This window comes from Streptomyces sp. NPDC006012 (genome assembly GCF_042871185.1).
GTDB lineage: Bacteria > Actinomycetota > Actinomycetes > Streptomycetales > Streptomycetaceae > Streptomyces.
Map to the genome: position 1 here is coordinate 136,449 of NZ_JBIAIE010000009.1, position 12,902 is coordinate 149,350.

Annotated in this window: 6 protein-coding genes and 1 pseudogene; 5 read left to right on the forward strand and 2 right to left on the reverse strand. The window is 69.8% G+C overall.

Annotated features, from left to right (window positions below; translation table 11 throughout):
- Window positions 1-137 precede the first annotated feature (137 nt).
- A pseudogene (locus tag ACFYPJ_RS18720) lies at window positions 138-1,154 on the reverse strand (ADP-ribosylglycohydrolase family protein); the annotation flags it as partial.
- A gap of 241 nt (window positions 1,155-1,395) precedes the next feature.
- On the opposite strand from ACFYPJ_RS18720, the gene ACFYPJ_RS18725 reads away from it, so the two are divergent.
- The 3 genes from ACFYPJ_RS18725 (at window position 1,396) to ACFYPJ_RS18735 (ending at window position 8,573) form a co-directional block, all read left to right on the forward strand.
- A complete protein-coding gene (locus ACFYPJ_RS18725) occupies window positions 1,396-2,127 on the forward strand; it encodes a VIT1/CCC1 transporter family protein (RefSeq protein WP_389017940.1) in 732 nt (243 codons plus the stop codon).
- A gap of 373 nt (window positions 2,128-2,500) precedes the next feature.
- Window positions 2,501-7,120 carry a glutamate synthase large subunit gene (gltB, locus tag ACFYPJ_RS18730; RefSeq protein ID WP_389017942.1) on the forward strand — a complete coding sequence of 1,540 codons (4,620 nt, stop codon included), beginning with the start codon at window positions 2,501-2,503 and terminating at the stop codon, window positions 7,118-7,120.
- Window positions 7,113-8,573, forward strand: a complete 1,461-nt coding sequence (locus tag ACFYPJ_RS18735; protein ID WP_389017945.1) for a glutamate synthase subunit beta — start codon at window positions 7,113-7,115, stop codon at window positions 8,571-8,573. Before gltB ends, ACFYPJ_RS18735 begins: the two co-directional genes overlap by 8 nt.
- Window positions 8,574-8,670: 97 nt before the next feature.
- Here ACFYPJ_RS18735 and ACFYPJ_RS18740 read toward each other — a convergent pair whose 3' ends face one another.
- Window positions 8,671-9,552 (reverse strand): hypothetical protein, encoded by an 882-nt coding sequence (locus ACFYPJ_RS18740; RefSeq protein WP_389017947.1) that lies wholly within the window; start codon window positions 9,550-9,552, stop codon window positions 8,671-8,673.
- 155 nt (window positions 9,553-9,707) lie between these two features.
- On the opposite strand from ACFYPJ_RS18740, the gene ACFYPJ_RS18745 reads away from it, so the two are divergent.
- Both ACFYPJ_RS18745 and pepN read left to right on the forward strand, forming a co-directional pair.
- Complete coding sequence (locus ACFYPJ_RS18745; RefSeq protein WP_389017950.1) at window positions 9,708-10,058, forward strand: chorismate mutase; 351 nt, start codon at window positions 9,708-9,710, stop codon at window positions 10,056-10,058.
- Window positions 10,059-10,311: 253 nt separating this feature from the next.
- On the forward strand, window positions 10,312-12,816 hold the full coding sequence (pepN, locus tag ACFYPJ_RS18750) for an aminopeptidase N (protein ID WP_389017952.1): 2,505 nt from the start codon (window positions 10,312-10,314) through the stop codon (window positions 12,814-12,816).
- Window positions 12,817-12,902 lie beyond the last annotated feature (86 nt).

Genomic DNA, 12,902 nt, shown 5'->3' on the forward strand with positions numbered 1-12,902 from the left:
GTGAGCGTGAACGCGGTGAGCGACGGCTCCGCGGCCGGGTGGACCGAGGCGGGCCTGTGCGGCACCACAGCGGGTCTGTCCCGTACCGCGGCGGGCTTGTCCGGGACCGGGGCAGGTCTGTCCGGTACTGGGGCGGGCCCGTCCGGGGCCGCGCCCGGCCGGTTCCGGACCAGGAGGTCCGCCACGTCGAGCACGTGGTGGCCCGCCATGGAGGGCAGGCAACTGCCGCGGGCCGGTCCGATCGCCGCCGCCCAGTCGGCCGGGACGGCGCACACGCCCTCGGTCGCGCCGGCCAGCGCGCCCGTGACGGCGGCCGTGGTGTCGGCGTCGCGGCCCATGTTGACCGCGGTCAGGACGGCCCGCCGGAAGTCGCCGTCGCCACACGCGTACGCGCCGAAGGCGAGCGCCACCGCCTCGGGGGCCAGGTCGGTCCAGGGGTAGCCGCCGATGACGACCGCGGAGCGGACCGCGCGTTCGCCGCGGTGGGCGACGGCGACGGCCCGCCGCAGCGAGCGGGCCGTCCAGGAGTCGTCGGGAACGACGGCCAGCGCGGCGGCGACCACCACGCTGACCGGTGCGCCCGCCATCGCCGCCGCCACTCCGGCGGCCACCGCCTGGCCGCCGTAGATGCCCTCGCCGTCGTGGCTGACCGAGCCGTCGATGGCCACCAGCCGGGCCGCCTCGGCGGGGCGGCCCGCCGCGAACACCCCGAAGGGGGCCGCCCGCATCGCGAGGCCGTCGCTCCAGGCGTGCCGGTGCTGGGCGGAGATGGGCGCGGCCAGTCCTCTGCGGAGGTTCTCCAGCGTGCCCCGCTCGCTGAAGCCCGCACCCCGGAAGGGCCCCTCGTGCCGGTTCGCGATCCACTCGTGCCAGGCCGCCTCCGCATCGGCCGGGGTGAGTGCCGAGCCGTGCCGGGCGAGCAGCAGCCCGGAGAAGATCGCGTACTCGGTGTCGTCCGTGCCGCACGGCCGTTCGGCGACGTATCCGGTGATCCGGCCCCAGCGGGCGCGGATCTCCGAGGGCTTCAGGTTCTCCGCCGGGGCACCGAGCGCGTCTCCCACCGCCAGGCCGAGCAGCGCGCCGCGTGCCCGTTCGCGGAGTTCGGTGCCGTCACCGGGGGACGGGACCGAAGGGATGCGGGCGATCGATGCCATGGGCGGCTCTCTCCGTCGGGGGGCCTTTGCGGATGTCTGCCACCGGAGCCGTCGCCGCGAGCACCGCGAGCCTCAGCATCACCCGGTCGACATGTGGGCAACTACATGCACGTATGAGCGGAGAGGGTAAAACCGCAGGTTAGCCCAGCCTTTCCTTGCTGGCGGCGGAGAAATCAATGACGTAGTTTCGTTGTTGTCGAAAAGTAGAACCCGTCCAATCAAGCCTTCTGGGGGGACCGTCGTGGCCATCATCGACACCGAAGCGGCGCTGCACGAGGCACACCGGGACAACCACACGCACCGGGATGTCAACGGCGGCTGGCTGCGCCCCGCGGTCTTCGGCGCGATGGACGGCCTGGTCTCCAACCTCGCCCTGATCACCGGCGTGACCGGCGGCGCGGTCAGCCACCAGACCGTCGTGATCACCGGGCTGGCCGGCCTCGCCGCCGGCGCCTTCTCCATGGCGGCCGGCGAGTACACCTCCGTCGCCTCCCAGCGCGAACTGGTCGAGGCCGAGCTGGACGTCGAGCGCCGCGAACTGCGCCGGCACCCCGAGGACGAGGAGAAGGAACTGGCGGCACTCTACGAGACGCGGGGCGTCGAACCCGAGCTGGCCCGCGAGGTCGCCCGGCAACTGTCCCGGGACCCCGAGCTGGCCCTGGAGATACACGCCCGCGAGGAACTCGGCGTCGACCCGGGCGATCTGCCGTCACCGCTGGTCGCGGCCGTCTCCTCGTTCGGGTCCTTCGCGCTCGGCGCGCTGCTGCCGGTCCTGCCCTTCCTGCTGGGCGCCACCGCCCTGTGGCCGGCCCTGGTGCTGGCCCTCGTCGGACTGTTCGGCTGCGGTGCCGTGGTGGCCAAGGTGACCGCGCGGACCTGGTGGTTCAGCGGTCTGCGGCAGCTCGCCCTGGGTGGCGCGGCGGCGGGTGTGACGTACGCCCTGGGCAGTCTGTTCGGAACGGCCGTAAGCTAGACCGGCTGGTACCTATGCATCGGGCCGTATAAGTAGCTGTTACCGACTGGTTTCGGATGCTTGACCGCTGGGCATGAGCCGTACGCGCTGCGAGCAACGACGCCTGCCGCGCACCCGCGGGATGCGCGTTGCCGTTCCTCCCGCCTCCCCCTCGGATCGATGGGCATGGATCTGTCCGCTTCGGTCCTCATACGCTTCCGCCGCCGTACGCGGCGTTCAGGTCGCGCACCCCGGCGACGTCTGCATGCTGGAATGGAGCATCCGGTTCCCGAGAACCGAGCCATCATGTAACCTGCACGAAATTTTCTCTCACGCAGAGGGCCAGCGTCGTCCCTCGGCACCGCACATGCCACCGACGACGACGGGAGAGCCGATGCGCACACCGCGCCAGCCGTCCCAGCCTTCCACGAATGGCCGAAACTGGTCATTCATGGATGCGCGCCCTGCTGCACAGGGAATGTACGACCCCCGCACCGAGCACGACGCCTGCGGCGTCGGCTTCGTGGCCACCCTCACCGGCGAGGCGAGCCATGTGCTGGTCGAGCAGGCGCTCACCGTTCTGCGCAACCTGGAGCACCGCGGTGCCACCGGCTCCGAACCCGACTCGGGCGACGGCGCGGGACTGCTCTCCCAGGTGCCCGACGCGTTCTTCCGCGAGGTGGCCGGATTCGAATTGCCCGCGGCCGGTGCGTACGCCGTCGGCATCGCCTTCCTGCCCCCACATGAGACCGCCGAGGCCGTCTCACAGATCGATACGATCGCCGAGGACGAGGGACTCACCGTCCTCGGCTGGCGCGAGGTCCCGGTCGCCCCGGAACTGCTGGGCGCCACCGCCCGCTCCACCATGCCCGCCTTCCGGCAGATCTTCATCGCCGAGAACACCCCCAGGACGGACTCCACGGGACACGCCAGCGAGGGCATCGCGCTGGACCGCAAGGCGTTCGCGCTGCGCAAGCGCGCCGAACGCGAGGCAGGCGTCTACTTCCCGTCACTGTCCGCGCGGACCATCGTCTACAAGGGCATGCTGACCACCGGCCAGCTCGAACCGTTCTTCCCCGACCTGTCCGACCGCCGCTTCGCCAGCGCGATCGCCCTGGTCCACTCCCGGTTCTCCACCAACACCTTCCCGTCCTGGCCGCTCGCCCACCCCTACCGGTTCGTCGCCCACAACGGCGAGATCAACACCGTCCAGGGCAACCGCAACTGGATGCGCGCCCGCGAGTCCCGGCTCGCCTCCGACCTCTTCGGCGACCAGCGCCTGGACCGCATCTTCCCGGTCTGCACCCCGGACGCCTCCGACTCGGCCTCCTTCGACGAGGTACTGGAACTCCTCCACCTCGGCGGCCGCTCACTGCCCCACGCCGTGCTCATGATGATCCCCGAGGCGTGGGAGAACCACGACTCCATGGACTCCGCCCGGCGTGCCTTCTACCAGTTCCACGCCACGATGATGGAGCCCTGGGACGGCCCGGCCTGCGTCACCTTCACCGACGGCACCCAGGTCGGCGCCGTACTCGACCGCAACGGCCTGCGCCCCGGACGCTACTGGGTCACCGACGACGGCCTCGTCGTCCTCGGCTCCGAGGTCGGCGTCCTCGACATCGACCCCGCGAAGGTCGTCCGCAAGGGCCGCCTCCAGCCCGGCCGCATGTTCCTCGTCGACACCGCCGAGCACCGCATCATCGAGGACGACGAGATCAAGGCGACCCTCGCCGCCGAGCAGCCCTACGCCGAGTGGCTGGAAGCCGGCGAGATCGAACTCGGCGACCTGCCCGAGCGCGAGCACATCGTGCACACCCACGCCTCCGTCACCCGCCGCCAGCAGACCTTCGGCTACACCGAAGAGGAACTGCGCGTCCTGCTCGCCCCGATGGCCAAGACCGGCGCCGAACCGATCGGCTCCATGGGCACCGACTCGCCCATCGCCGCCCTCTCCGAGCGCCCCCGCCTCCTCTTCGACTACTTCACCCAGCTGTTCGCGCAGGTCACCAACCCGCCGCTGGACGCGATCCGCGAAGAACTGGTCACCTCGCTGCGCTCCGCCCTCGGCCCCCAGGGCAACCTGCTCGACCCGAGCGCCGCCTCCTGCCGCAGCGTCGTACTGCCCTTCCCGGTCATCGACAACGACGAGCTGGCCAAACTCATCCACATCAACGCCGACGGCGACCTGCCCGGCTTCAAGGCGGCCACCCTCTCCGGCCTGTACCGGGTCGGCGGCGGCGGCGACGCACTGGCCGCCCGCATCGCCGAGATCTGCGCCGAAGCCGACGCCGCCATCGACAACGGCGCCCGGCTGATCGTCCTGTCCGACCGCCACTCCGACGCCGAACACGCGCCGATCCCCTCACTGCTGCTCACCGCGGCCGTCCACCACCACCTCATCCGCACCAAGCAGCGCACCCACGTGGGCCTGCTGGTCGAGGCCGGCGACGTCCGCGAGGTCCACCACGTTGCCCTGCTCATCGGCTACGGCGCCGCCGGCATCAACCCCTACCTGGCGATGGAGTCCGTCGAGGACCTCGTGAGGGCCGGCACCTTCCTGCCCGGCATGGACGCCGACACCGCCATCCGCAACCTCATCCACGCCCTCGGCAAGGGCGTCCTCAAGGTCATGTCCAAGATGGGCATCTCCACCGTCGCCTCCTACCGAGGCGCCCAGGTCTTCGAAGCCGTCGGCCTCGACGACACCTTCGTCGACAAGTACTTCAACGGCACCACCAGCAAGATCAGCGGCGTCGGCATCGACGTCATCGCCGAAGAAGTCGCCGCCCGGCACGCCAAGGGCTACCCGGCCTCCGGCATCGCCCCCGCACACCGCGCCCTGGAGATCGGCGGCGAGTACCAGTGGCGCCGCGAAGGCGAACCGCACCTGTTCGACCCCGAGACGGTCTTCCGCCTCCAGCACTCCACCCGCACCGGCCGCTACGACGTCTTCAAGCAGTACACCGGCCGCGTCAACGAACAGTCCGAGCGGCTGATGACACTGCGCGGCCTGTTCGGCTTCGCCTCCGGCCGGCAGCCGATCCCCGTCGACGAGGTCGAGCCGATCAGCGACATCGTCAAGCGGTTCTCCACCGGCGCCATGTCCTACGGCTCCATCTCCCGCGAGGCGCACGAGACCCTCGCCATGGCCATGAACCAGCTCGGCGGCAAGTCCAACACCGGCGAGGGCGGCGAAGACCCGGAACGCCTGTACGACCCCGCACGCCGCTCCGCGATCAAACAGGTCGCCTCCGGCCGCTTCGGCGTGACCTCCGAATACCTGGTCAACGCCGACGACATCCAGATCAAGATGGCCCAGGGCGCCAAACCCGGCGAAGGCGGCCAACTCCCCGGCCACAAGGTCTACCCCTGGGTCGCGAAGACCCGGCACTCCACCCCCGGCGTCGGCCTGATCTCCCCGCCGCCGCACCACGACATCTACTCCATCGAAGACCTCGCCCAGCTCATCCACGACCTGAAGAACGCCAACCCGGCCGCCCGCATCCACGTGAAGCTGGTCTCCGAGGTCGGCGTCGGCACGGTCGCCGCGGGCGTCTCCAAAGCCCACGCGGACGTCGTCCTGATCTCCGGACACGACGGCGGCACCGGCGCCTCCCCGCTGACCTCCCTCAAGCACGCCGGCGGCCCCTGGGAACTCGGCCTCGCCGAAACCCAGCAGACCCTGCTGCTCAACGGCCTGCGGGACCGGATCGTCGTCCAGACCGACGGCCAGCTCAAGACCGGCCGCGACGTCGTCATCGCCGCGCTCCTCGGCGCCGAGGAGTTCGGCTTCGCGACCGCACCGCTCGTCGTCTCCGGCTGCGTCATGATGCGCGTCTGCCACCTCGACACCTGCCCGGTCGGCATCGCCACCCAGAACCCCACCCTGCGCGACCGCTTCGCCGGCAAGGCCGAGCACGTCGTGAACTTCTTCGAGTTCATCGCCCAGGAAGTCCGCGAGATCCTCGCCGAACTCGGCTTCCGCTCCATCCAGGAAGCCGTCGGCCACGCCGAGGCCCTCGACGTCACCCGCGCCATAAACCACTGGAAGGCACAGGGCCTCGACCTGGAACCGCTGTTCCACGTACCCGAACTGCCCGCCGGCGCCGTCCGCCACCAAGCCGTCGAACAGGACCACGCCCTCGCCAAGGCCCTCGACAACGAGCTGATCAGGCTCGCCGCCGACGCCCTCGCAGCCACCAGCGCCACCGACGCCCAGCCGGTCCGCGCCCAGGTACCCATCCGCAACATCAACCGCACCGTCGGCACCATGCTCGGCCACGAGGTGACGAAGAAGTTCGGCGGCGCCGGACTGCCCGACGACACCATCGACATCACCTTCACCGGCTCCGCCGGCCAGTCCTTCGGCGCCTTCCTGCCCCGCGGCATCACCCTCCGCCTGGAGGGCGACGCCAACGACTACGTCGCCAAGGGCCTCTCCGGCGGCCGGGTCGTCGTCCGCCCCGACCGCGCCGCCGACCACCTCGCCGAGTACTCGACGATCGCCGGCAACACCATCGCCTACGGCGCGACCGGCGGCGAACTGTTCCTGCGCGGCCGCACCGGCGAACGGTTCTGCGTCCGCAACTCCGGCGCACTCGTCGTCTCCGAAGGCGCCGGCGACCACGGCTGCGAATACATGACCGGCGGCCACGCCGTGGTCCTCGGCCCGACCGGCCGCAACTTCGCAGCCGGCATGTCCGGCGGCATCGCCTACGTCATCGACCTCGACCGCGACAACGTCAACGCCGGCAACGTCGACGCCGTCCAACCACTCGACGACACCGACAAACAGCGGCTGCACGACGTCGTCCGCCGCCACCAGGAAGAAACCGGCTCCACCGTCGCCGCGAAGCTCCTGGCCGAATGGGACACCGCCGCCGACCGCTTCAGCAAGATCATCCCCAGCACCTACCAGGCCGTACTCGCCGCCAAGGACGCCGCCGAGCGAGCCGGTCTCTCCGAGACCGAGACCCACGAGAAGATGATGGAGGCGGCGATCAATGGCTGACCCGAAGGGCTTCCTCAACCACGGCCGTCAGATCGCCGAGACCCGCCCCGTCAGCGAACGCGTCAAAGACTGGCAAGAGGTCTACGTCCCCGGCTCCCTGCTGCCCATCATCAGCAAGCAGGCCAGCCGATGCATGGACTGCGGCATCCCTTTCTGCCACAACGGCTGCCCACTCGGAAACCTCATCCCCGAGTGGAACGACTACGCCTACCGCGAGGACTGGGCCGCCGCCACCGAACGCCTGCACGCGACGAACAACTTCCCCGAGTTCACCGGACGACTCTGCCCCGCCCCCTGCGAATCGGCCTGCGTACTCGGCATCAACCAGCAGCCGGTCACCATCAAGAACGTCGAGGTCTCCATCATCGACCAAGCCTGGGACAACGGCGACGTCCGCCCCCAGGCCCCCGAACGCCTCTCCGGCAAGACCGTCGCCGTCATCGGCTCCGGACCCTCCGGCCTGGCCGCCGCCCAGCAACTCACCCGGGCCGGCCACACCGTCGCCGTCTACGAACGCGCCGACCGCGTCGGCGGCCTCCTGCGCTACGGCATCCCCGAGTTCAAGATGGAGAAGCGGCACATCAACCGCCGCATCGAGCAGATGCGCGCCGAAGGCACCCGGTTCCGCACCGGCGTCGAGGTCGGCCGCGACCTCACAGCGACCAACCTGCGCAAACGCTACGACGCCGTCGTCATCGCCGCAGGCGCCACCACCGCCCGCGACCTGCCCGTCCCCGGCTGCGAACTGAGCGGCATCCACCAGGCGATGGAATACCTCCCGCTCGCCAACAAGGTCCAGGAAGGCGACTACGTCACCCCACCGATCACCGCCGAGGGCAAGCACGTCGTGGTGATCGGCGGCGGCGACACCGGTGCCGACTGCGTGGGCACCGCCCACCGCCAGGGCGCCGCCTCCGTCACCCAACTGGAGATCATGCCCCGCCCCAACGACGAACGGAACGCCACCAGCCAGCCCTGGCCGACCTTCCCCATCCTCTACAAGGTCACCTCCGCCCACGAAGAAGGCGGCGAACGCATCTACTCCGCCTCCACCACCCACTTCGAGGGCGACGAAGACGGCAACGTCCAGTGGCTGCACATCGCCGAAGTCGAATTCACCGACGGCAAGCTCACCCAGAAACCCGGCACCGAACGCCGCATCCCCGCCCAACTCGTCACCCTCGCCATGGGCTTCACCGGCACCGACCGCGAAAACGGCCTGGTCGAACAGTTCGGCCTGGAACTCGACGCCCGCGGCAACATCGCCCGCGACGCCGACTTCCAGACCAACGTGCCCGGCGTCTTCGTCGCCGGCGACGCCGGCCGCGGCCAGTCCCTCATCGTCTGGGCCATCGCCGAAGGCCGCTCCGCCGCCAAGGGCGTCGACCGCTACCTGACCGGCACCAGCGACCTGCCCGCCCCGATCCACCCGACGGACCGAGCGCTCGTCTGACGGATCACCACCACACGTCCCGTACAAAGGCGTACGGAACACCGACGGCGCCTGCCCATCGTCCCCGACCGGACCCGGGCAGGCGCCGCCGCGTATCTCAGGTGTCGCACTCCAGCACCGTGCGGCACAGACCGCAACGCGCCCGCACCCGGCCCCGCACCGGCACCCGGATACGCTGCTGGCACGTCGGACACGGAAACGACACCCGCAGCCGGCCACCACCATCCGCAGCGAAGGCATACGGCACACCCGGCTGCGGCCCGTGCACCTGACGACGATCCCGGGCATACCGGCGCCGGCCCGCCCAGCCCGCAGCCGTCAGCGGCGGCTGCTGCTCATCGTGCCGCGCCCGGGCCAGACCCTTGGTGTACGCCGTGTACGCCTGCGGACTGGTGAACCACACCGACGGATCCTCACCGAACACCAAGGCACGCTTGGCCAGCACATAGCCGAACTCCTCCGGCGTCAGATAACCCAGCTTCTGCGACGACACCGTGTCCTCCCGAAAGGCGTCCAGCAGCAGCCAGCCCGCACCCAGATACGTCGTCGCCGTGTCCGTCAGGATCTCGTTCTCCGGCGTACTCGGGAACGACAGGTCCAGACGGTGCAGATAGACATGCATCACCTCATGCGCCAGAGCCGCACCGATGTCCCGCCGATGAGAACGGAACCGGTCGTTCAACTCCACGAAGTACTCCGGACCCGCCGCCAGCTCCACATCCGCCGCATGCGTCATCTCCCGGAAACTGACGACCAGCCGCGCATCCGGCAGCCGAAAATGCCGGACGATCTCCCCCGCCACCCGCTGCGCACCCAGATGCAGATCATCGACATCGGAGAACGCCACGTCCGCCGGGGCCACACTCGCCCCGAACGTCTGGATCGTGTCGTACGAAAGACGCCGGTACAGCGCCGTGATCGCGGCCCGCACCGTCTCCAGATGCGGAAAACCGTGCTCGACCGGCCCGTCGTTCGCCACGCCCGCACCCCCAAAGACGCCCTGGACACCGCATCCACTCTATGCGGGTGTGAGTGGTTTTCGCCCACCCGGTGCCCAGCCCGGACAAACCCGGCCACCACCCCCGGCCCACCACCCGTGATCACACCCCCGCACGCCCCTTAGGCTGAACGCCCATGACCTCCAGCAACACCGGCAACAGCGGCGTCGAACCCGCCGTCCGCGCGGAACTCGACCGGCTGCGCGACAGCATCGACAACATCGACGCGGCCATCGTCCACATGCTCGCCGAACGCTTCAAATGCACCCAGCAGGTCGGCCACCTCAAGGCCATCCACCAGCTGCCACCTGCCGACCCCGCCCGCGAAGCCCGCCAGATCACCCGGCTGCGCAGCCTCGCCGAGGACGCCAAACTGGACCCGGCCTTCGCCGAGAAATTCCTGACCTTCATCATCGCCGAAGTGATCAGACACCACGAAAGCATCGCCGAGGACACCGCCAACGACCACACCGCCGAACGGGCCTGACCCCACCCCGCTCACCACCCGTCGACACCCCGCAACCCCACGTCAAACCCCCACATCACCGTTGTCGACGCAACCCGCCGGCCACGGCACCCGGCGCCCGACCACGCACCACCGCAGCGCACCACCACACCGCCCCGGCACCCGGCCGCCGGGGCGGCCACACCCCCCACACCCACACCCACCAGAAACGTACACACAGTACATACCACCTCACCGCTGTCCGCTGTCGGCCGAATCAGGCAGCATGGCCTGCATGTCCGTACTGACGCGCGACGAAGCGCAGAGCCGAGCACAACTCCTCGACGTCCACCGCTACACCATCCAGCTCGACCTGACCACCGGCGACGACACCTTCGACTCCCACACCACGATCAGGTTCTCCGTACGCGCCGACGCCACGAACACCGACACGTTCGTCGAGATCAAACCCGCCGAACTGCGCTCCGCGACCCTGGACGGACACCCCCTCGACCCCGACACACTCCACCAGCACCGGCTACCCCTGAAAAACCTTGCCCCCGGCGAACACGAACTCCACGTCGACGCCCGAATGCGCTACTCCCGCACCGGCGAGGGCATGCACCGCTTCACCGACCCCAGCGACGGCGAGACCTACGTCTACACCCAGATGTTCATGGACGACGTCCAACGCGTCTTCGCCGCCTTCGACCAACCCGACCTCAAAGCCGTCTTCGAACTGACCGTCACCGCCCCCCAGAACTGGACCGTCCTCGCCAACGGAATCACCGAACACCTCGGCAACGGCCACTGGAAAGCCGCCCCCACCCCCCTCATCTCCACCTACCTCGTCGCCATCGCCGCCGGACCCTGGCACTCCGTACGCACCGAACACCGCGGCCTGCCCTTCGCCCTCCACTGCCGCCGCTCCCTCGCCCCCCACCTCGACACCGACGCCGACGAAATCCTCGACATCACCCGCGCCTGCTTCGACCGCTACCACGAAAAATTCACCGAGCCCTACCCCTTCGACTCCTACGACCAGGCATTCGTCCCCGAATTCAACGCCGGCGCCATGGAAAACCCCGGCCTCGTCACCTTCCGCGACGAATACGTCTTCCGCTCCGCCGTCACCGACACCGAACGACAGACCCGCGCCGTCGTCATCGCCCACGAAATGGCCCACATGTGGTTCGGCGACCTCGTCACCCTCACCTGGTGGGACGACATCTGGCTCAACGAGTCCTTCGCCGAATACATGGGCTACCAGACCACCGCCGAAGCCACCCGCTTCACCGACACCTGGGTCGACTTCGGCGTCGCCCGCAAAGCCTGGGGCTACGACGCCGACCAACGCCCCTCCACCCACCCCGTCGCCCCCGAAAACGTCCACGACACCGCCTCCGCACTCCTCAACTTCGACGGCATCTCCTACGCCAAGGGCGCCTCCGCACTCCGCCAACTCGTCACCTGGCTGGGCGAAAAAGACTTCCTCGCCGGCATCAACACCCACTTCACCCGCCACAAATTCGCCAACGCCACCCTCGCCGACTTCATCGACTCCCTCGCCTGCGCCACCGAACGCGACGTACCCGCCTGGGCCGACGCCTGGCTGCGCACCACCGGAGTCGACACCCTCACCCCGATCATCGAACCCGGAACCCCGGGAACCCACACCGTCCAGGTCGACCACACCGGCAGCCGCCCCCACCGCATCGCCGTCAGCCTCTACGACCAGGACACCACCGACGAAGCACACCACCTCACCCTGCGCGACCGATACGACCTCGACATCCCACAGACCGAACCCCACCCCCTCGGCAAACGCCCCGCACTGCTCCTCCTCAACGACGGCGACCTCACCTACGCCAAAATCCGGTTCGACACCGACTCCTTCCAAGCCATCCGCACCAACCTGTCCGGCCTCCCCGACCCCCTCACCCGCGCCGTCGTCTGGAACGCCCTGCGAGACGCCGTCCGCGACAGCCAACTCCCACCCACCGCCTACCTCGACACCGCCCGCACCCACCTCCCGCACGAAACCGACCTCGCCATAGTCCAAGGCGTCCTCGCATTCGCCTCCACCCACATCGCCGACCGCTACCTCACCCCCGAACAACGCCCAGCCGCCCTCAGTACCCTGTCCGCCCTCTGCCGCGACCTCATCCGCCGCACCGAAGACGGCGACAACCCCGGCCTGCGACTCGTCGCCGTACGCCACTTCATCGACGCCGCCGCCCACCCCGACACCATCACCGCCTGGCTCACCGACGACACCGTGCCCGGCGGACCCGAACTCGACCCCGAACTACGCTGGCGCATCCTCGCCCGGCTCGCCGTCCTCGGCGCCACCGACGAGAGGGCCATCGCCGCCGAACTGGACCGCGACCCGAGCGCCACCGGCCAAGAAGGCGCCGCCCACTGCCGCGCCGCCCTGCCCGACCCCGAAGCCAAACGCACGGCCTGGGCCGCGATGTTCACCACCGACGAAACCACCGACCTGTCCAACTACCTCTTCACCGCCACCGCCAAAGGCTTCTGGCAACCCGAACAAGCCGACCTGCTACGGCAATACGTGCCCCGCTACTACCCCGACGCCGTCGCCCTCGCCGCCCGCCGCGGCCCCGCGATCGCCGCCGCCGCAGGCCGCTGGGCCTTCCCGGCACACGCCGTCGACGCCGAGAACCTCGCCCTCGGCGAGACCTGCCTGCGCGACGCCGAACCCGTCGCCGCCCTGCGCCGCAGGCTCACCGACGAACTCGACGACCTGGCCCGCGCCCTGCGAGCACGCCAGGCATAACCCCACAGCCCCCGGGGCCGGGAACCCCCTCCCGGCCCCCGCAACAAGCCCCGGCCGCCTCCTGGACCCTGGCCGCCTCTTGGACC